Consider the following 21,320-nt stretch of genomic DNA (forward strand, 5'->3'; position numbering starts at 1 on the left):
TTTCATTTTGTTGTGACATTAATTGGTACTAAGGTTTATTTTGCGATTCGTTCTTTGGATTAAAGAAGCATGGAAAGTAGTGAATTGATTTTCAAAAGCAGAGAGAGCACTAGTTTTGTAACAACAAAGAAATGTTGAATTAATTGGAAGGAACAAGCCGTGGGATATCCGTATCCCCGTGGCTTTGAAGCAATTAGTTTGTTTCTTTAGCGTTGAAGTTGTAATCGACATCAACGATAGCACGGTATTGGATATCACCGTTGTTGTTTGCGATTTCTTCAACTGTTACTTCTGATTGACCAACATTGATGTTTTTAACCAGTGTGTATGATGAAACTGGAAGTTGGTGGCGAAGTTGTGCTTGATCCATTGCTTTAACAGAATCTGAAAGGTCGAAACCTGCGTTATAAGCTTCTGCTTTGGTGCTGAAAGTGTCAGTTTTGAAAGTTGCGTTGTCACTTACAGTTGTAGTTGAAGCGAATGCAGATGAAGCAAGTAGAAGACCTGTTGCAAGAATAATTGTGTTTTTCATGATTAGTACCTTTTGAATGATGGACTTTATAAGTTGTTTAAGTGTTTGATTAACGAGTTTCTTTCGCGTTGAAGTGGTAATCCACATCTACAACAGCACGGTATTGCACTTCACCACGCGTTACTGCGAACTCTTCAATTTTGACTTCAGTGTTATCAATAGCGATGTCATTTACGTTTTGGTAAGCATCTACTGGTAGTTGGATGCGTAGTTCATTTTGGCTCATGTCTGATAAGTTTTGAGCAACGTTTAAACCTGCATCCATTGCTTCCGCTTTAGTCGCAAAGCTTGAAGTAGTCACAGTTGTATCGTTGTGAAGCGTAACGTTAGATGCAAAAGCAGAAGTTGATAGAAGTAGGCCTGCAGCTACAGTCATTAGTTTGTTCATAATATTCACCTTTGAAGAATAGACTTAATTGTTTCTTACTGGATGTCAGACTTATCTGTCATCCGATGGGAGCATTATGGTTGAAATATTTAGTGTGATGAAGATCACTTGTGGCATTTTACTATGGACAATTTAGCACCAATGTAGGGGTTGAAATTTAATAAAAAGTCCTACTAGCCTGTGAAAGGAAATTCACAAAAAATAGAAAATTACTGAATAAAGTACTTTTGAGTTTTATAGAGACGAGTTATTGCGATCAATGGAGTTAACACATTGATTAAAATGATGTCATTTGAAGGTGAGAGGGAGGCTTGTCGACTAGTCGTTGAGGTACGATTCCCATACTGGCGGAGTGCCAATAGTCTCTTGAACTGTTTCAATGAAAAGTTTTACTAAAGGTGGTGGATTGCGATGCGAATAAAGAGCGTAGAGGCCGCCAATTAACGATACTTGAAAATCAGGTAAGAGTTTTATTAAGCCCAAATCATTAATGTTTTTGGTTAGCATCATTTGACCCACGATCACATAGCCTAAGCCTTCTTGTGCAGCGTCCATGAGCAGTTCTACTTCGTTGACATGGTATCTCCCTTGGGCATTGAGGATAAAGGATTCCTCCTCTGACTCGGAGAATAATTTTACCTTATCTAACGTGAAAGATCGGTTTGAATAAATGACTGACGGTAGGGTTGAAAGTTCTTCTGGAGTATCGGGAAAACCGTGTTCTTCAATGAATGCTTTCGACGCTAAAATAGCCATCTTATGATCAGCGAGCTTCTTGGCAACAAGGTTTGAATCATCAGGAACACCAATGCGAAAAGCGATATCAAATCGGTCACCGATAAGGTCTACTTTTCTATCATCGAGTATCACTTCAACACTGACTTGGGAGTATTTTTTAAGGAAGTTGTTGACCGCTTTTTTTAGGTAAGTTCGACCAAATAATTGCGTGCTAGAAAGCCTTAAAATACCTCTAGGTTCGTCGTTAAATGTGTTGGCAAGATGACGAGTTTCGTCGAGAGTATCGCGTATTTTTTGTGCTTGTTTAACAATCTCAAGCCCAGCTGGTGTAAATGATAATGAGCGAGTGGAACGATTTAAAAGTCGCAAGCCCAATGAATCTTCAAGCTTTTTTATCTGTTTGGAAAGTACTGATCTATCAAGACCTCGAGCATCAGCAGCCTTGGCAAAAGAGCCTTGTTGGTGCACTTCCAAAAGCATGACTAATCGGGTCGCTAGATCCATCTTAAATGTCCTGATAGTAAGGTGTGTTGACTCAATACTTTTTCAATTTGAAGTTCATTTTTCATATTCTAAAGATAGTTTAACGGCCCAAAGAGGGCCGTTAAATATTCGAACTTTTAGAACCTTACACTAAGGTTTCTAACATTGCAGCATCGTATTCAACAAGATCTTTGTTTTGTTGTACACGACTGACGTAATCAGGGTTCGCAATGAATGGACGACCAATAGCAAGTAGGTCAAATTTGTCATTTGCAATCGCTTGAGCACCTGTTTTCGCGTCATATCCACCTACAGCCATCAGTGTTTTAGAGTAGGTTTCTCGCATGTATTTTGAAACTTTACCGCCAAGGAAATCAAATTCCATGCTGTCGTCAAACATACCTTCGTGTAAGTAAGCTAAATCGCGCTTTTCCACTTCTTTTAAGAAGTAATCAAACACCTGACGATCTCGTGCATCTGTAGTCATGTGAGCATAGCCTGCAGGTGATACTCGTAGACCTGTTAATTCTGCACCTATACGTGCAATTACAGCATCAATAACCGCCAAAGGGAAACGAGACATGTTTTGCGGAGTCTGACCAAATTCATCTGTTCTGTGGTTGGTATCGAAGTGTAGGAATTGATCGATTAGGTATCCGTTAGCACCGTGAATCTCTACGCCATCAAAACCTGCGTCAATCGCGTTTTGTGCTGCTTGTGCGTAGTCTTCAACAAGTTGTGCAATTTCTTCGCTGGTTGCTTCTTTAGGTACGGTGTAAACCAATTCACGCATACGAGGAACAGTACCTTCAAATGCAACAGCTGAAGGCGCTAATACATATTCACCGCCCCAGAAGTGTGGGTGAGCAACACGCCCAGTATGCCAAAGTTGAGCAAAAATCTTACCGCCACTAGCATGAACAGCGCTGGTGACTTTTTTCCAACCTTCAATTTGAGCTTCGCTATATAGCCCTGGAGTATTTGGGTAACCTTGTCCATCAGGACGAATAATGGTTGCTTCAGAAATGATCAAACCTGCATCAGCTCGTCTAGCATAGTATTCAACCATTGCATCGGTCGGAACTAGGTTCGCATCAGCCATGCAGCGGGTTAACGGTGCCATAGCAATGCGGTTCTTAAGAGTGATTTTGTCGTTGAGCTTATAACTTTCAAATAATTTAGTTGTCATATGCATGTTCCTTACATGGCTTAGTCGGACTTTATGTGCACATGCTAACTCTTTCTTGAATGAACATTCAAGTTATTTTTTGAACGTTCATTCAAGTATCTTGTTAATGAGTTTTTAAACCAGTACACTTAGTGGGTCTTAAAGTTATCGAGCAATGTGTAATGAGAAGTGCAGAATTTGACCGAGAGTATGTATTGCGCTCTGCAATGAATGAGTTCATTGCCAAAGGTTATAACAAAACCAGTATGCAGGATTTGAAAAGAGCAACGGGCTTGCATCCGGGGTCGATTTACTGTGCTTTCGAAAACAAACGTGGCTTATTACTAGCTTCGTTAAATCATTACGCTGAGGCAAAATCCCAGTCGTTTGAAGAGTTTTTTGTTGAGGGCGAAGCCATTTTGAAAGGTTTCGAACTCTATCTGAACGACATCATTGAATTTAAAGAATGTCACGAAAACAAAGGTTGTCTGCTGCAAAAGTCATTAAGTGAACTTGAACAGCAGGATGAAGAAGTGGAACAGATTATTTGTGGCATGCTTAACCAATGGAAAACCAACATTAAGTACAAACTTGATATCGCAAAGGCAAACGGCGAGATTCAGCAAGATACCGATTGTGAGTTACTCAGTGACTTTTTGGTTATGAACATCTATGGTCTTCGATCTTTTGCCACGACAAAGCCTTCAAAAGAGTGTTTGGAAAAGCTAGTTAAGAAAATCGTTCAAAGCTTAAAGAACAGTTAACGTTAGACAGCCATAATTTATCGTTTCTTACTCAAGTTGCCTCATTGACGACAGCTATCATTTGATTCGCAAGTGATGGCTGTTTTTGTATCTGCATCAACTACTTGTTTTTGGTTGGGCGTAAATAGAATAAACCGCAATAAAATTATGGTCTTAACGTAATTTTTAAAACAGCCACGTATTGCTTAACTTTATGCGTAATCAATAGTAACGTGCACCTTCAAGTGGAGAAATTTCCGCATGCCTGTGCTTGTTTTATTGAGTTATTGAATATGTTTGAACACTTTTTCGTTGCAGAAGTTAGCCCAGATAAACTTGTTACAGGTACGTACAATGCTTGGCTTGTTCTGATCTCTATTTTTCTAGCCTCTATGGCTTCGTTTTTCGCATTACGATTAGCAGCAACAGCTAGACATATACAGTTTGCAAGCCACAGACAAATTGCTTTGTTTTCTGGATCATTCGTGATGGCAGGTGGTATATGGAGTATGCATTTCGTGGGAATGCTTGCTTTCGCTATGCCACACAAAATGGAATACGACCACCACATCACTGCGCTCTCTTTTGTGCCTGCTGTTTTAGCCAGTTATTTTGTTCTCAAATCACTCATCAACGAAACAGATTCTCTAAAAATTACCTTAAGAAACGGGTTAGTGGTTGGCGCTGGCATTGGTGCTATGCACTACTTAGGTATGGAAGCGATGATTATGGATCTCGATCTTCGCTACGATCCATACTGGTTCGCTCTATCTATTCTTGTTTCTGTCGGATTGGCGACAATAGCGCTAACAGCCCGAGCTAGGCTAAGGCTCGCTTTCCCATATCTACGTTCTGTTCATGTAAAGCTGATTAGTGCGGCAATCATGGGTAGTGCCATTTCAGGTATGCATTATACCGGTATGGAAGCGGCTCGTTTCATAGAGGAAATGGAGTGCGTTACGCCAACCAATATGGAACAAGACAACACTCAGCTAGCGGTCATCGTTTCAATCTTCACTCTGCTGATTTCAACATTGGCGGTTAACGTCAGTTCACAGCTTCGATACCGCCAATTGTTAAGAGAGAAAACAGCAGGAGAAGCAAGACTTCAAGCTATCCTCGATACGGCTGCAGATGGTGTCATCACTATTGATGCTCGAGGTATTGTCCGAGGTATTAACGGAGCTGCTTGCAAAATCTTTGGCTGGTTAGAGCATGAAGTGGTTGGACGAAATGTGTCGATGTTGATGCCTTCTAACCACCAAACGCAGCACGATTCTTATCTTGAAAACTATTTCAAAACAGGTAATGCCCAAATTATAGGTTCGCCACGCGAGCTTTATGCACGACATCGGTTTGGTGACTTAATACCTGTTCGTTTAGCTGTGGGGCGCGTCAATCTGGATAGTGGCGAAACTCTGTTTGTTGGCTTCGTATCTGATATTTCCGAACGTAAGGCAATGGAAGAAAAACTCAGAGAGAGCGAACAGCGTTTAAGCTCATTGATGCAAAACATTCCTGGGGCATCTTTCAGACGTTTACTAGACCACAACTGGACACCTGTATTTCTCAGTGATGGTATTGCCGAACTCACTGGCTACAACGCTGAGGAATTCTTATCTGGTGAAGTAGCTTTTGCGCAATGCGTTTATGAAGGTAAAGATCGCGACTTATGTTCAAACATGCGCGCAAATATCGACGAGCGAGACACTTACGAAATTGAATACCGAATTCACCACAAAGATGGTCACACTGTTTGGGTTCTAGAAAACGGTATGGTTGTTAGAGATGACCAGCACAATGCCCTGTGGGCAGACGGTGTGATGGTTGATATATCAAGCCGTAAACACATGGAACAGGAATTGGTGGAGGCTAAACAGCGCGCTGAACATGCCGCAGAAAGCAAAGCGTCGTTCTTGGCGAATATGAGCCATGAAATTCGTACCCCAATGAATGCGATCATCGGCTTTACCGACATCCTGCTTGATTCTGAAATCAAAGGAGATGATCGCAAGCATCTACAAACTATCTCGCAATCTTCTCGATCTCTACTCCATTTGCTAAACGATATTCTCGACAGTGCTAAGTTAGAAAAGAACAAACTGGAAATTGAACAAGTTCCATTCAAGCTTGCGGCATGTGTAGACACTGTTATCTCTACCTTATGGCTAACGGCAAAGAATAAAGGTATCGAACTTAATTTAGAGATGGCTGACGATTTACCGCAAGTAGTTCTAGGTGCGGAAGATCGTATACGCCAAGTTCTGATGAACCTCGTTGGGAACGGTATAAAATTTACCGAGAATGGCGGTGTATCACTAACAGTTACCCCAGTACAACAGAAGCCAGACTGGATAAGATTTAGCGTGATTGATACGGGGATCGGTATCGAATCCTCTCGATTGAAATCGATATTCGATCCGTTCACTCAAGCAGACGCATCAATGAGTCGCCGATTCGGTGGCACTGGTTTAGGTACGACTATCTCTCAACAGTTAGTCGAGCTAATGGGCGGGACGATTCAAGCAACCAGCGAACTGGGCAAAGGCAGTTGTTTCACTATCGAGTTACCACTTCCACAGAGTGAAGCGACTACGGTAACAACTTTTACACAGATGGTTGATTTGCCAAGTTTACGAGTATTGGTGTGTGACGACATTGAGCAGAATATTAACTTGTTGAGAATTCTTCTTGAGCGGCAAAATCACAAAGTATTTACTGCTCAGGATGGCCTTGAAGCTGTTGTACAGTTTAAAGCAGTGCAACCGGATATCATTTTAATGGACATTCAAATGCCCAACTTAGATGGTTTGGGCGCGAGCAAACAGATTCGTGAGTGGGAGAAGCAGAACAAACTGTCCAGTACGCCTATCATCGCCTTAACTGCGAGTGTTTTAGCTGAGGATCGTGTTGAAGCTCGTGAGTCAGGTATGGATGGCTTTGCAAACAAACCTGTAGATTTTGCTCATCTAACTCAAGAGATGGCTCGAGTACTTAACATAGAGACGAGTTCTGCAAATGTTCACGCAGGAACAGCAGTTCACAGTACGCCCGCAAAATACAAAGTAGTGAACGTCAACAAAGCACTTAAGCTGTGGGGAGATGAAAATTTATATCTGGCTGAGTTACTTCGCTTGAGTAATAGACATTCAGCATTAGTCGGCACACTTACTCAATTAGCTAATAAGCAAAGCTGGTCTGAGCTTGCCGAACAAGCACATGCATTAAAAGGTTTAACCGGTAATCTGGCGCTAATTCCTTTGTTCCATGCGTTCGCCGATCTTGAGCGAGCAGTTGACGGACATATGCCTGCGCAAATTCAGTCGTCTTTAATGCAGATTGAGAAGAACTGGGCAGATCTGCTAGAAGACATTAAGCAACTGCAACTTCAATATCCAGCGTCTAAAACGAACGTACCTGAATCTAGGCTAGAAAATAGAGAGTTGCTGGCACTGCTTGAAGAGTGGTTAGCTGCAACCCAATCAGGTGAGCTGCTTGATGAGACAATCGTTAAACTTCAGCAAGGCTCACCAGATATCATTAAGAAGTATATTAACGATGCGGCTAATAGCATTGATGAGTTTGAATTTGAAACTGCAGAGCAAGCCATTCGCAAAGCGATTGAAACACTGAAGCAAGAAGGATAGAAAATGACTTTGTTTACCCAACAATTACCTCGAATCCTTGTTGTCGATGATGAGCCTGCAAACCTAAAAGTCATGCGACAAGTTCTGCAAGACAATTATCGACTCACTTTCGCTCGTTCGGGGCTGGAAGCGTTAACTCGTTTGGAACAAGAGAGTGTCGATTTGATTTTGCTTGATGTCATGATGCCTGAAATGACGGGTTTTGACTTATGTAAATTGTTAAAAGAAAACCCTAACACTTCATGTATTCCCGTCATTTTCGTTACCGCGCTTAGAGATTCGATTGATGAAGAGAAAGGTTTTGCCATTGGTGGTGTTGATTACATCGTTAAACCGATCATTCCAGCAATTGTTCGTGCTCGGGTTAAAACACATTTGTCTCTAGTGAAGGTGGAAGCCTTGCGTGAAATGCAAATTGACCTTATTCAAAGGCTAGGGCGTGCAGCGGAATACAAAGACAACGAAACGGGTATGCATGTTCAGCGCATGAGTCACTACACCAAATTACTCGCCATGGCAGCGGGTATGGCAGAAGAACAAGCTGAAGAGTTAAGAATGGCGACAACGATGCATGACATAGGCAAGATCGGTATCCCTGATCATATCTTGTTAAAACCGGGAAAGTTGGATGAACAAGAGTTCATTGAAATGAAAAAACACGCCCAGATCGGCGGTAACATTCTTTCTAATCCACGCTCTACGCTGATTTCTCTTGCATACACTGTTGCCATATCACACCACGAGAAATGGGATGGTTCAGGCTATCCTAATGGTCTAGTAGGTGATGATATTCCAGCTGAAGGCCGTATTGCGGCTATTGCAGATGTGTTTGATGCATTGACCAGTGAAAGACCATATAAGAAAGCGTGGCCGATTGACGAAGCTATAGAGTTTTTAAAAAGTCAGTCAGGTAAACACTTTGACCCGAAATTGGTGACGTTATTTATCGAACAGCTTCCAGCGATTTTGGAAGTAAAAGAGAAATTTAATGAGACTGTTACTTGAACATCTCAAGTTATAAAAATTGAAGTCGTTCTTATTAATCTTTCAATGAAAATAGTAAGTTAGGCGTTTTATGTTTAAGCCGTTATTAAGGATCACCGATGGATAATTCCCACAAGATTCATAGTCAGAAAGTCTATTACTGTGATGATCAAGATTTAGCTAACGCACAGATGCAATGCCTTGAAGTGCTCTATGACTACAACAACACTCGTCCCAGTGAAATCACCAAACGTAAAACGTTAATGGAACAATTGTTTGCTGAAGTAGGTGATGGTTGTTATATCGAACCTCCACTGCATGCAAACTGGGGCATCCACACGCATTTAGGCAAAAATGTTTACGCCAATTTCAATTTAACGCTGGTGGACGACACTCATATTTATATCGGTGACTCTGTGATGATCGGTCCAAACGTCACTATCGCCACTGCTGGTCATCCGATTGATCCGGAAAAGCGCGTAAAAGTAGCTCAGTTTAATATCCCAGTGAATATTGGTAACAATGTTTGGATTGGTGCTAACTCAGTAGTGTTGCCCGGAATCACCATCGGAGAAAACAGTGTAATTGGTGCAGGGAGTGTAGTAACGAAAGACATTCCAGCCAATGTGGTCGCCGTTGGAAATCCGTGCAAAGTATTGCGAGAAATTGGTGAACACGACAAAGAGTACTACTTCAAAAACAGAAGATTTGAACAATAATTCTGTTTTTGAGTTTACGTACATAAAAGCCGCTCACGTTAGCGGCTTTTATCATTTTTAATCAGAGAGTTATCGTAACACTCTAGGACTTTTTCAGATCATCGATGTATGGCTTAAGCAGTTGCATATCGTCTTGGGACAATCGGTCAGAGGCTGTTGTCGCTTGATGCCAATAAGGATAGAGCAGTGGTGGTCGGCTTATTTTCTCTAGCATCGATAGCTCTTGTTCACTCAATTTAAGATTGGCCGCGAGCAGGTTATCTTTTAGCTGTTCGTTAGTACGAGCACCAATAACTACCGAACTCACAGTATCACGGCTCAGTAACCAAGCCAGAGCAACTTGAGCCGCCGATACTTGTCGCTCTTCTGCAATTGCCACTAAAACATCAATAATATCGTAGAGTTTTTCTGTGTCGTAAACCGGTGGCTCTGTCCAGCCAAGCAGATGACGAGAACCTTCAGGATCCTTTAAGTCGCGTCGATATTTTCCAGAAAGCAGTCCTCCAGCGAGAGGGCTCCAAACAAGTACACCAACATTTTGGTCACGCGCGATAGGCAGAAGTTCGTATTCTGCTTCTCTCGCTTGTAGCGTGTAATGAATTTGCTGAGATATAGGACGAAGATAGTGGTTCTGAGCACATTGACCAAGCGCTTTCATAAGTTGCCAGCCAGTATAGTTTGAAACACCGTAATAACGTACTTTGCCGCTACGAACCAATGAATCCATCGCCTCCAGTGTTTCATCAACTGGTGTAATGCCATCCCATTCGTGGATCTGATAGAGATCGATATAGTCTGTGTCCAAACGTTTTAGTGACGCTTCACAGGCGTTGATAATGTGGTAACGTGACGCTCCTGCTTGATTCACACCATTACCCATAGGAAACCTTGCTTTTGTAGCAAGCAGAATCTCTTGTCTGTATGACTTAACCGCTTGACCAAGAATTTCTTCTGAAATGCCGCCAGAATATACATCCGCAGTATCGAACAGATTGACTCCGGCATCCATGCATAACGCGATTTGTTCTTTGGCTACACCTAATCCAGTGTTTCCAACGTAGGCAAACTTACCTTGGCCACCAAACGTCATTGTGCCTAGAGTGAGTGTCGATACACGTAAACCAGAATGGCCGAGTTGACGATATTCCATGAGCAGAATCCTTATTTGATTTAGTAGCTTTGATTATGAAGCTTTGGTTCAGTAGCTATGCGCTCAGATGTGTAAAATGAGCGGTAAGTTTAACCGTATCAAACCACAGGAAAATAACGCTGTGAACCTAAACACAATAAAGCCAAGTTGACGAAATTGTGCATAGATTCAGAGGAATTCAACGAGCAAAACTGGCGACTTACCTAATGCGAGACATTTTAAAACCGCGATAGTTAAATTCTTCAAATTGCAGAGTATTTCCGTTGTTCACAAACAAAAACTCCATATCTCGGTTTTTGTTTTTTACAACGATGCGGTGAAGTGTTCCTCTATCAGTTTGCGAAGTTGAATATGATGAGACTTCAACGTCTTTTACTTTTTCCTTCAGCACATATTGATACGATTTTTTTAACTCTCCACGAGCCAGATCTAACGTAACTTGGTTAAGCAAAGGAACGAAGGGGTATGCGTTTTTGTCTAGCTCGGAAACCTTATTTTTGTTTTCTTGATCTGTAATTTCTAGGGAGCCGAAATTATAGGTATACGCCTCTTTGTCTGAGCCTATTCGTTCAGAATAGTTGGAAGAAAGAGGGATGATTTGTCCGTCAAGTTGTTGATATGAACCTAGTTCAATCACATTCGCCTTAATAAATAAAAAAGCGCCATAAGCACGCGACTTGTAAAAACAGGTGCTATCTTTACAAGTAGATGACATGACTACCTGACCTAAGTTAACAGGGCCAATATCAACGGAAAATTCTCCATTCACGCCCTCAATAGCTTGAGCTCTGCTAGTCATAGCAACGGAGGAAAGCAGTAATAAAATAGATAAATGTTTAATTATCATAAGACCCACATTTAAAGGCTGGTTAACCTACAACCATATTTATAAATCTATACGAATTAATGAAATTGTCCTAACTGATACAACAAAAATAATAAGGACTTATGTTGCATATAAATATTTGTAAACGTACAGGTATTAGGCATCAAAATTCAGAGATTGTTCAGGTTTTTTGGGGAAGAAATTTTTGCAAAACGTTAGCTCAACACGCTTATGTTGCAATACTTACAGCTCTGCCATTTTATGCGCTAGCAATACCTACTGGAGCCGTTCCAGATACAACTGAATTCGAACGCTCGAACTCAGACTTGCGTTATTCAGTGCCGCTGACTGAAGAAGATACGTCATGGGTTGATGAAACGAATGACTTTCTTTCAGAGCTGGTTCTGGATTTCAGTGAGTTTATTGACCATGGCCTTGCTAAGGATGAGGACGAAGAACCATTTCCTAACAAGAGCTACATTAAAATCATTTCCGCAGGAAAGTATTCACACAGAGGCAATTTAGATACAGACGAAAGCATCGCTGTTCGCATTGATTTGCCACACACTGAGCACAACTGGAAGATTATTTTTGAAACGGATCCTGACGACTACGATGACTTAGAGAGCAAACAACGTGGCCTTAATACTTCTAGCCCTGATTCTAAGGGAGCGTTTGGTGGTATTCGTCTGCAAGATGAGCAAATAAGTCACTGGAAAACGAGCTTTGACATCGGGATTAAAATTCGCTTGCCATTTGATCCTTTTGCACGAGCTGAAATATTTCGTGTGGGTAAGCTTTCTGAAGAGTGGACAGGGCAGATAAGTCAGGAATTTTTCTATTTCAATTCTAAAGGATTAGGTTCGCTCAGTGCTCTCAATTTCTATTGGGACGTCGATGAAGCTGCTGGGCAAATATTTAAAATTGGTTCAAGTGCTCAGTACCTTTACGATGATGACAAATGGGAAGTTCTACACCAAGCGCAATACTTTGACCGTATTAACGACAGACATTTAATGCAGTATTCGATGGGTATTAGTATTTTGCCCTATGACGAAGACGAAGTGAGCAACATGTGGCTGTCTGCGTCTTGGATTCATAAGCTCTATAAAAACTGGTTGTTTCTAACCGTGACACCACAACTAGAAATACCAAGAGAGTATGACTACAAACTTAACCCAGGTATTTTTGTTGAGTTCGAAGCGTTCTTTTCTAAGAATCGTAAGGCTGATCGCTTAAACCGATATATTCCAAAGCCAACTAATAATCCTGACTGAAAACAGTTTGAATGTATAAAAAACGCCTCATATTGAGGCGTTTTAGTGACAATGTAACCTTGTAATTTATAGGTTAAAAACTCGTTTTAGAATATCCATGTTTTCTTTGGTCACGCCTTCTGGCTCATAGCCTGACGCTGTACACATCAGGTACAATTTTGCGCCTTTGTTAGCCACATCTATGTAATCAAACGCTTGAAGAACGTCTGCGCCTGAGGCCGTTGCACCGTGTTTTTCCCAAATAGCAACATCATGTTCAAGTAGTGCTGCTGTTGTTCCGTCTGCCATTTCTTCAGAAGATGGCAAACAATATGGAATCATCGCAATACCGCGAGGGACGAATGCACGAACTTCTGGCAACATTTTCCAACAAGTATGAGTAAACAATTCGCTGCTTTTAGAGATGTCAGGATGGTGCGAAAGTGCAATAAGCTCAAGAGGGTGCGTGTGTACAACGGATCTGTGGTTAGAACCGGTTTTGATTTTGTCGACCAGAATTTTAATGTGGCTGATGAATTCGGAAGTTGGTGCAAAATCAGGGCTCGCTTTGCCACCCCAAAGAATTTGATAACCGTTCGCTTCTGCATTGATTTGCAATACACATCCAGCGTATTCAGGGTCACGCAGTTCGCGAATACGTTGGCCAGTACCTTTCACGTAGTAAATGCGTTTTGCACTTTCCATAGGTAATTGAATAGGTAGTGCTTTTACAGGTGCATCGACTGTTGGGATTTCATCAAATAGGTCAGTCACATCGACAGAAATGTTACCGCCGTTACGCTCTGCCCACTCGCGTTGCCATAGGTATTGAGAAACTTCGCTGACTTTTTCGATTTCGAGCATTACTGCGTCGTTTAGTTTAATCATGATGTTAGCCTTTTTATAAACTCAACAAGTCAGACTGTGTAATCTGACTTGCATGAGATTGAATGTGTGAAATTAACGTGTTGCTAGTACAGTTGCTTCGTAATCTTTTACGTCTTTGATCCAATCGAAACCAACAGGCACTTCATGTTGCTGACAGTGGTAATCCCATACTGCTGCCCATGGAAGCGAGTGAGTTTCTTCAATTAGACCGAGACGAGTTGTGTAATCGAACGATGCTTCAGCAGCTTTAAGTGCTTCAACAGGTTCTAGTAACGCTTTAAGTAGCGCTTTTTGTGCGTTGCGAGTGCCGATAACCCAAGCTGCAATACGGTTGATAGACGCATCAAAGAAGTCCAAACCAATCGCTACACGCTCTAGCAGGTTATTGCGTACGATTTCACGCATGATTGCTTGAGTTTCATCGTCAAAAGATACTACGTGGTCTGAGTCCCAACGAACTGGACGAGTCACGTGAAGTTGTAGATCTTTTACGTAGATAGAACATGCACTGATTTTGTCACTGATGACTTCCGTTGGGTGGAAGTGACCAGCGTCAAGACACAGAGCAGTACCGCGCGTTGCTGCGTAAGCTAGGTAAAACTCGTTGCTACCCACCGTAAATGCTTCTGCACCTATGCCGAATAACTTACTTTCAACCGCATCTTTGTGGTAAGCCGTATCGATCTTCTCTGCGAGTGCTTTATCAAGAGAGTCAGCTAGACGAGCACGAGGAGACAGACGATCTACAGGTTGATCTTTCATTCCATCTGGAATCCAGATGTTCATGAACGATGCAGAACCTAGCTCACGGCCAAAGTATTCAGAAATCTTGCGGCTCGCTTTCACGTGGTCGATCCAGAATTGACGAATCTCTTCATTTGGGTGAGACAGTGTTAAACCGTCATCCGCTTTCGGGTGTGAAAACAGCGTAGGGTTAAAGTCCAATCCTAAACCTTTCTCTTTCGCCCATTGAACCCAGCGGTCAAAATGTTCTGGTTTGATTTGGTCACGCTCAACATGTTCATCTGCATCGATATAGATTGCATGTAGATTCACGCGTTTCTTCCCTGGAATAAGTGAGAACGCTTTTTCCATATCTGCACGCAACTGAGCAGGTGTTTTAGCTGCACCAGGATAATTTCCCGTAGCTTGAATACCGCCACTTAAAGCGGTGTCTGGAGACTCGAAACCACGAACATCATCGCCTTGCCAGCAGTGCATAGAAATCGGAGTTTGATTTAGTAGTGCCAATGCCTTGTCTGTATCGACACCGAATTTTTTGAATACGGCTTTTGCTTGCTCGTAAGCTGAAGTGATCTGATCTTTACTCATCTTTATATACCTTACTTAATAATCTGTTGGAACTGGGACTTGATTTGTTCTAATCCCGCTATTGGTTTGGCTGAAAACTGCTTAACATCTGAAGAGGCATCAATAATTTGGCGACCTTCTTCTAGAGATTTAATAATGTCTGAAGCGATAAATTGGTTAATTACATTGCCTAAAGCGGAAGCTTCTGTTGGTTCAGTTGTAACTTTAATCTGGCAAACATCGGCGCACAGTTGATTAAGGAACTGGTCTTGAGTACCTCCGCCTACGATACGTAGCTCTGTGATTTCCTTGCCGGTGACTTCGGTAAGCTCAGTCAACACATTGTCGTAAGCCAGTACGAGGCTGTCATAAATACAGCGAACCACTTGTGACAGAGTTTCTGGAGCTTCGAGATCACGCTTTTTGAACCAGTTCTTAATCGCTTGCGTCATTGACGATGGATTTAAGAAATCGTTGTCATTCGGATTAACGATGAATTTAAACGGTTCAGCTTGGCGCGCTAACATGGCGATGTCTGGGAAGGTTAGAGATGGATTCTCCGCTTTGATGCGTTGAATTAACCATAATCCCATGATGTTCTTTAGGACACGATAGCGACCATCAACACCACCTTCATTGGTTAAGTTGTATTTGTACGCAAGTTCACTTGTGTAGGGATCAAAACTTTCAATACCAACGAGTGACCATGTACCTGAACTCAAATAAGCCATGTTTTCGTGAACAATCGGCGTTGCTGCTACTGCGGACGCTGTATCATGGCTTGCAACTGAACAAACAGGTATTTGTGTATTGCCGATGTGGTATTCACCGATGATGCGGTTTGGCATGGTAGGCGGTAAGAACCAATCCATCTTTGCACCACAGGCTTTGATTAGCGTTTGGCTCCATACTTTGTCTTTACAATCTAATAGCTGGCTAGTAGAAGCATTGGTGTACTCACAATGTTTCACTCCTGAAAGTTTGTAATTTAAGTAATCTGGAATGAACAAAAGAGTATCGATGTCACCAAACCATTCAGGGTTTTGATCGCTAATCGCCTTCAATTGATTGATGGTGTTAAACGGCATGAACTGGATACCAGTTGCACAGTAGATATCTTTTAAAGTGAGCTGGTTATCAGCGAGAAGTTTCTCTTGAACACCTTCGGTACGTACATCACGGTAACTCACAAATTCGCCGAGATGCTTACCGAATTTATCAAGGAGAACGAAATCAACACCCCAAGTATCAATGCCTAATGAAGTGACCTCAACGCCTGAAGCGACGACTTTATTAATACCAACTTTGATCTCTTCTAAGATTGAATAAAGATCCCAGCAAGACTCGTTGCCACGCATAACTTGCTGGTTTTGGAAGCGGTGAAATTCTTCTAAATGAATTTTTCCATGTTCCAGATATCCGACCATGACACGACCACTTGACGCGCCGAGGTCTATAGCAATCACTGCTTTCATAATGCTTAACACCTCTGAATATTTAGAAGTATTAAAGCGGTTTTCAAATCAAAATAACTTCAAAATTCAGCCATAGAAAAATGGGCTAGGGAGTTTTTACAAAGAAAAAGAAGTTTTAATTCAAAATTTTCAAATTGCTTGATGCGATAAGCAGATTTTGGGACGGCTTAGACATGAAAAAGCCCACAGTTGTAGTGGGCCATAAGGAGAGATATTTGAAGCGATTATTCGCAATAAGCAATGGCTATCGCTGAAGCCAATCTTGCATTATTAAGAACCAACTGAATGTTGCTGCTTAAGCTATCACCACCAGTTAACTCACAAACACGCGCAAGAAGGAAAGGTGTTGATGCCTTACCATGGATGCCTTGTTCATCAGCTTCACGTAGGGCTTGTTCGATTGCACTATCAATTACATCTTTTGGCATAGCATATTCAGTTGGAATTGGGTTAGCGATGACAGAGCCGCCTTTTAGTCCGAGCTGTGTCTTAGCTTTTAGTACTGCTGCAATTTCTTCGGCAGAATCTAATCGGTAGTCAACGTTAAAGTCGCTCGATTGAGTATAAAAAGCAGGAAGGCTTTCTGTTTGGTAACCGATAACAGGTACACCATGAGTTTCTAAATATTCAAGCGTCAAACCAAGATCAAGAATCGATTTAGCGCCGGCGCAAACAACAGCTACATTGGTTTGTGCTAATTCTTGAAGGTCTGCTGAAACGTCAAATGTGGTTTCGGCGCCACGATGAACACCACCGATACCGCCTGTTGCAAATACACGCACACCAGCCATATCAGCCAAAATCATTGTCGCCGCTACGGTTGTTGCGCCGTGTTTACCCGAAGCCACGATAAATGGAATATCTCGGCGGCTAACTTTAGTTACACTTTGACCTGCTTTGCCTAACAGTTCGATCTCTTCTGGTGTTAAACCAACTTTAAGACGCCCGTTAATGATCGCGATAGTTGCTGGTGTTGCGCCTGCTTCACGGACAGTATTCGAAACTTTGAGAGCAGTTTCTACGTTTTGCGGATAAGGCATACCATGAGAGATGATGGTTGATTCGAGGGCAACCACAGGCTGATTATTATCTAATGCAGCACGTACTTCAGGGTGGATATCAAGAAAATCATTCAACATGGTTCATCTCCATTAAACGGTGGACAGCGCGATCTGACATGCGCGGGTTGATAGTGTCATAAGATTGCGTTGCGAGCTCTGCGCAACTAAAAGCAAATTCAATGCTCTTTTTCCAAGGCCACATTTCTAATGTGGCGTGTGCTAATCCAGCCATAAGTGCATCTCCAGCGCCTGTTACGTTCGTTACACTGGTGGTACGTGGCTTAAGACGTACGGTTTCTGATTGGTTGCTGGCAAATATGCCTTTTGAACCAAGACTCAATACGACTTCTTTAACTCCTTGAGCGTGTAAAGCGTCACAAACTCTAGGTAAGTCATCATCTGAAGATACTTTGATACCCGAAAGTAATTCGGCTTCAATGAGGTTAGGTTTTAACAAATCGATCTGAGCCAAGTAAGGTTTGAGTCTTATCGCTTTATTCGCTGAAACGGGATCGACATAGATGCGAGTATTGTCTATGCAGTTGAATAGATAGGCTAAAGCATCGTCGCTTAAATTGGCGTCTATAACCACTAAATCACTATGAGAAATCAGTGACTTGTGTTTGGTAAGTTGATCAGCATTTAATTGCTCTAACACTTTCATATCGTTCAGAGCGATTTGCATCTCACCTTCGTTATCGTGGATAGAAAGATAAGTCGCCGTTCTGCCTTGTTGGCAACGGAGAATGTGTCCGACGCCAACACCAGCATCAATACAGGCTGAAATCAGTTGTTCACCCCATTGGTCGTTGCCAATGCTGGAGATAAGTTCAACTTTGCTTCCGAGACGAGCAAGGTTGTCAGCAATATTTCGTGCAACGCCGCCTGGGCTGTAATGCAGAGTTCCAGGGTTGGAGTCGCCAGAAAGTAGTGGAACCGATGCTTTACCGCAAAGATCCATATTTGCGCCACCAACGACAATCGCGGTTTTCTGCGATGTAAGAATATAGCCTTTGCCTTTAATGAGTCCTTTACTTGTTAGGTTCATGATATGCCCAGCAACAGCGCTACGACTGATCATAAGTTGGTCAGCCAGTTCCTGCTGTTGAATCATGGGGTTCTCGCGTAATAGGGCGAGTATCTGTTGCTCTCTAGGTGTCACAAACAAATGTCCGTATATCAAACATATGTTCATACTAACTTAGTGGATCTGTTTGTGCGATTGAATAGATTAATGTTTCATTAGTTGCATATTGAAATGTGATTTAGATAAATTATTTGCTGTTAAATTAACCTGATGCACGAATTTTGGAAATCAGACACCATCTAGATACTGGTTATCGGGGGAATAGGTTGTGTTTAGCGATAGGGGAACTGATAATCCGGGCATTAAATTAGAAAACATCGGCTTCAACTTTGATTAAAAAAAATACCGATCGCGAAAAATTGACTATTCACTTTCCCTCTTTAGTGAGGCGTATAGGCGGTGAAAAGGCGAAAGAGTTAAAAGCAATCGCTTTAGGACACCAGTGTGAACTAAAAAGAATTCGTCGTTCGAGGAACTGGCAAATTTCAGGCTTTGTTGAGCAACTGTCTTCATTTCATCAACAAATTAAAGACAGTCAAATAGTTAGCGATTACCCATTTATTGAGCTAAAAATTGCTGAAGCAATATTGCCGTTTGAACAAGCATCGTTACCTGCACGTTTGGCTGAATTGATTGCTAGGAACGAAAATATTACTTTAGCGGAACTGATGGAAAAAACGGGCTGTACTGTCGCACAAGCCCGTTTAGCGAGAGAAGATGCCGAATTCAGTGATTAATTCAATTCAGCCAACAATTCTTTAAGCACAACTAATACGCCACTGTCATCGTTACTCGGAGCTCGGAAGCGGGCATAAGCTTTAACTCCATCGTGCGCGTTTTCTACGGCGTAAGAGTGATAACTTGCCTGCAACATCTCCACGTCATTGAAATAGTCACCAAAGCTCATGGTCTGCTCGTGCGTAAAACCAAGCTGTTGTTGCAAGTGCTCAATTGCATCGCCTTTTGAAGCGGCTGGGTTCATAACATCCAACCAAATTTTTGCACTCACCACCACTTTTTGTGAATCACCAAAAGCTGGATTGATCACTGGGTAAATATGCTTTTCTGAACCATCAAAATGGCAAATTGCCACTTTTAAGAAATCGTCTTCTATGGCTGTTAAGTCTTCGACAATTTCGCAGCGGTGATAGTATTTTTGAACTTCGTCTCGAGCACGTTGATCTTCAGTTTCAATGTAAGCAGAACGTTTACCACATAAAACAATATGTGCGCCTTCGATAGTGCGAGCGGTTTCAATCAAACCATTAATGACGTCTGATTCGAGAGGAAGGCTATACAGCTCTTCGCCTTTATACATCACTAAAGTGCCATTCTCGGCGATGAACATGATTTGATCTTTTACCTTTGAAAAGGTGTCCAACAAGCTGTAATACTGACGACCAGAAGCTGCTGCAAATAGGATTTCTTTATCCACGAGCTGTGGATGAAGAGTGAAAAATTCAGGGTCGAGCTGTCCGTGTCCGTCTAAAAGTGTACCGTCCATATCGGTAGCTATAAATTTTATGTTACGTTGTGACATATAGTGAATACTCTTATTTGTGAATGCGCACGGTTGAGGAATTTGGGGCTATTTCCAGTCGAGAGTGCGTACCATACAACGTATCGGTACAAATGATAAGCGCCAAGTAAACATATCCTCATACACTTTGATTTAATCCATGATCACCAAAATCTTACTGTGCGGCTACTGGATAAGTGAATAAAACTAAATGGGCAAAATTAAATGCAAAGTGAGCAATGACCGAGCACCAAAGGCGTCCGGTAAAATGAAAAACCAGTCCGTAGCCAATACCTGCGAATGTCGCGAACAACACCAACAAAGGCCCACCAGCAAAGTGAGCTAATCCAAACAATAGACTTGCCACTAATAAACCGATCCACCATACATAGCGCTCTGATAGTGATTTTTGAATGAGACCTCGAAATAGAGCCTCCTCAGCAACACACGTAATCATTAGGTTATTGATAGCAAATATCCACCACCAATCAGGTAAACCAACTTCAATTTGTAACGCACCAATTAAAGAAGCAACTGGCAGTAAGCTAGCGAGTAGCGCAACAGCAATAAAAAGCCATTTAACATTGGGACGAGATTTATTTCCTAACATCGTGGGGTATGCAAACAGAAGAGCGAAAAATGCTATGGGCTTGTCTAAATTCAAATACATGGAAAATGGCAAACTGTTAGGTCCCGCATAAACCTCACTTAAAACCAATAGGTTATTGAACCCAGGTATTTTGTGAATGAACAGAAGTGCAGACAAAAGCAAAACGATCGACCAAGCGATATAAGCTATTGCTTTGAAAATAGCCTTTTTGTTGAACACAATTAGGTTAACAGGTATCTGGTGTTGATGTGCATTTGCCAATTTAGGGATAGAGTACGCAACACTAAGAAGAACAACAGTAGTGGCAAATGCAAACACGTCAATACGCTCAACAACAAACGCCGATAAGATTGAAAGCGCAAGCAATATAATGGTGATTGGTTTGTGAGACGAGAATCCCAAAAGGATCGAAGCTATAAGTGGTAACCATACCCAAACGGTCGGGTCTAAGACCATCAAACTTTCCTTATCTATCATTAGCTTTTCAGGAAAACGAGAATAACACTAAAAAGAGACTAGTAAATGTGTCTAGCACTGCACCATGTGTTGTACCGTCAATAAATCAAAGTATTCAAGATTCATATCAATAGCTGATTTTACATAGGCTGAACAATCGTGTTGGCTTTTTCGCGTAACCTTGCGCCCGCGATAGGATTGCAAACCAGTTTCACAAGTTGAAATGGACGAACATAAAGATCTTATTTCTATTGAAACACTACCAATGAGACAACCCGT

At 41.8% G+C, this 21,320-nt stretch carries 19 protein-coding genes; 6 read left to right on the forward strand and 13 right to left on the reverse strand.

From position 1 onward, the window contains the following. Nucleotides 1–193: 193 nt before the first annotated feature. The 4 genes from ACOSVQ_RS08590 to ACOSVQ_RS08605 form a co-directional block, all read right to left on the reverse strand. On the reverse strand, nucleotides 194–532 hold the full coding sequence (locus ACOSVQ_RS08590; RefSeq protein WP_491982129.1) for a DUF3316 domain-containing protein: 339 nt from the start codon (nucleotides 530–532) through the stop codon (nucleotides 194–196). Nucleotides 533–581: 49 nt separating this feature from the next. Beyond that, nucleotides 582–920 (reverse strand): DUF3316 domain-containing protein, encoded by a 339-nt coding sequence (locus ACOSVQ_RS08595; RefSeq protein WP_491982130.1) that lies wholly within the window; start codon nucleotides 918–920, stop codon nucleotides 582–584. Nucleotides 921–1,238: 318 nt separating this feature from the next. Next, a complete protein-coding gene (locus tag ACOSVQ_RS08600) occupies nucleotides 1,239–2,162 on the reverse strand; it encodes a LysR family transcriptional regulator (protein ID WP_491982131.1) in 924 nt (307 codons plus the stop codon). A 124-nt stretch (nucleotides 2,163–2,286) separates the two neighbouring features. After that, complete coding sequence (locus ACOSVQ_RS08605; RefSeq protein WP_491982132.1) at nucleotides 2,287–3,330, reverse strand: alkene reductase; 1,044 nt, start codon at nucleotides 3,328–3,330, stop codon at nucleotides 2,287–2,289. Between the two features lie 161 nt (nucleotides 3,331–3,491). On the opposite strand from ACOSVQ_RS08605, the gene ACOSVQ_RS08610 reads away from it, so the two are divergent. The 4 genes from ACOSVQ_RS08610 (at nucleotide 3,492) to ACOSVQ_RS08625 (ending at nucleotide 9,402) form a co-directional block, all read left to right on the forward strand. Continuing rightward, nucleotides 3,492–4,073 carry a TetR/AcrR family transcriptional regulator gene (locus ACOSVQ_RS08610; RefSeq protein WP_491982133.1) on the forward strand — a complete coding sequence of 194 codons (582 nt, stop codon included), beginning with the start codon at nucleotides 3,492–3,494 and terminating at the stop codon, nucleotides 4,071–4,073. A gap of 272 nt (nucleotides 4,074–4,345) precedes the next feature. After that, complete coding sequence (locus ACOSVQ_RS08615) at nucleotides 4,346–7,699, forward strand: PAS domain S-box protein (protein WP_491982134.1); 3,354 nt, start codon at nucleotides 4,346–4,348, stop codon at nucleotides 7,697–7,699. 3 nt (nucleotides 7,700–7,702) lie between these two features. Continuing rightward, a complete protein-coding gene (locus ACOSVQ_RS08620; protein WP_491982135.1) occupies nucleotides 7,703–8,704 on the forward strand; it encodes an HD domain-containing phosphohydrolase in 1,002 nt (333 codons plus the stop codon). 98 nt (nucleotides 8,705–8,802) lie between these two features. Beyond that, on the forward strand, nucleotides 8,803–9,402 hold the full coding sequence (locus ACOSVQ_RS08625) for a sugar O-acetyltransferase (RefSeq protein ID WP_491982136.1): 600 nt from the start codon (nucleotides 8,803–8,805) through the stop codon (nucleotides 9,400–9,402). A gap of 82 nt (nucleotides 9,403–9,484) precedes the next feature. Here ACOSVQ_RS08625 and ACOSVQ_RS08630 read toward each other — a convergent pair whose 3' ends face one another. Next, nucleotides 9,485–10,552, reverse strand: a complete 1,068-nt coding sequence (locus ACOSVQ_RS08630; protein WP_491982137.1) for an aldo/keto reductase — start codon at nucleotides 10,550–10,552, stop codon at nucleotides 9,485–9,487. A 199-nt stretch (nucleotides 10,553–10,751) separates the two neighbouring features. After that, nucleotides 10,752–11,399 carry a hypothetical protein gene (locus ACOSVQ_RS08635; RefSeq protein WP_491982138.1) on the reverse strand — a complete coding sequence of 216 codons (648 nt, stop codon included), beginning with the start codon at nucleotides 11,397–11,399 and terminating at the stop codon, nucleotides 10,752–10,754. Nucleotides 11,400–11,503: 104 nt separating this feature from the next. Here ACOSVQ_RS08635 and ACOSVQ_RS08640 point away from each other — a divergent pair, with 104 nt between their 5' ends. Next, nucleotides 11,504–12,655, forward strand: coding sequence for a hypothetical protein (locus ACOSVQ_RS08640; RefSeq protein ID WP_491982139.1), 1,152 nt, complete (start codon nucleotides 11,504–11,506; stop codon nucleotides 12,653–12,655). 66 nt (nucleotides 12,656–12,721) lie between these two features. Here ACOSVQ_RS08640 and rhaD read toward each other — a convergent pair whose 3' ends face one another. From rhaD to ACOSVQ_RS08665, 5 genes are all read right to left on the reverse strand, one after another. Then, a complete protein-coding gene (gene rhaD / locus ACOSVQ_RS08645) occupies nucleotides 12,722–13,522 on the reverse strand; it encodes a rhamnulose-1-phosphate aldolase (RefSeq protein ID WP_491982140.1) in 801 nt (266 codons plus the stop codon). Nucleotides 13,523–13,594: 72 nt separating this feature from the next. Further along, nucleotides 13,595–14,854, reverse strand: coding sequence for an L-rhamnose isomerase (locus ACOSVQ_RS08650; protein ID WP_491982141.1), 1,260 nt, complete (start codon nucleotides 14,852–14,854; stop codon nucleotides 13,595–13,597). A gap of 11 nt (nucleotides 14,855–14,865) precedes the next feature. Further along, nucleotides 14,866–16,308 carry a rhamnulokinase gene (gene rhaB, locus ACOSVQ_RS08655; RefSeq protein ID WP_491982142.1) on the reverse strand — a complete coding sequence of 481 codons (1,443 nt, stop codon included), beginning with the start codon at nucleotides 16,306–16,308 and terminating at the stop codon, nucleotides 14,866–14,868. A gap of 224 nt (nucleotides 16,309–16,532) precedes the next feature. After that, nucleotides 16,533–17,447 carry a pseudouridine-5'-phosphate glycosidase gene (locus tag ACOSVQ_RS08660; RefSeq protein ID WP_491982143.1) on the reverse strand — a complete coding sequence of 305 codons (915 nt, stop codon included), beginning with the start codon at nucleotides 17,445–17,447 and terminating at the stop codon, nucleotides 16,533–16,535. Beyond that, nucleotides 17,437–18,564 carry a PfkB family carbohydrate kinase gene (locus tag ACOSVQ_RS08665; RefSeq protein WP_491982144.1) on the reverse strand — a complete coding sequence of 376 codons (1,128 nt, stop codon included), beginning with the start codon at nucleotides 18,562–18,564 and terminating at the stop codon, nucleotides 17,437–17,439. The genes ACOSVQ_RS08660 and ACOSVQ_RS08665 overlap by 11 nt, the downstream gene beginning before the upstream one ends. Before the next feature lie 221 nt (nucleotides 18,565–18,785). Between ACOSVQ_RS08665 and ACOSVQ_RS08670 the strand changes: the two genes are divergently transcribed. Continuing rightward, nucleotides 18,786–19,193 (forward strand): ribosome recycling factor family protein, encoded by a 408-nt coding sequence (locus tag ACOSVQ_RS08670; protein WP_491982145.1) that lies wholly within the window; start codon nucleotides 18,786–18,788, stop codon nucleotides 19,191–19,193. On the opposite strand, the gene ACOSVQ_RS08675 is transcribed toward ACOSVQ_RS08670, so the two are convergent. Further along, the gene (locus tag ACOSVQ_RS08675; protein ID WP_491982146.1) at nucleotides 19,190–19,996 is read right to left on the reverse strand and encodes a Cof-type HAD-IIB family hydrolase; all 807 of its coding nucleotides are present in this window, start codon (nucleotides 19,994–19,996) and stop codon (nucleotides 19,190–19,192) included. The genes ACOSVQ_RS08670 and ACOSVQ_RS08675 overlap by 4 nt on opposite strands. A gap of 154 nt (nucleotides 19,997–20,150) precedes the next feature. Beyond that, on the reverse strand, nucleotides 20,151–21,041 hold the full coding sequence (locus ACOSVQ_RS08680) for a CPBP family intramembrane glutamic endopeptidase (RefSeq protein WP_491982147.1): 891 nt from the start codon (nucleotides 21,039–21,041) through the stop codon (nucleotides 20,151–20,153). Nucleotides 21,042–21,320: the final 279 nt, after the last annotated feature.

Source organism: Vibrio sp. HM8-C, from assembly GCF_058630515.1.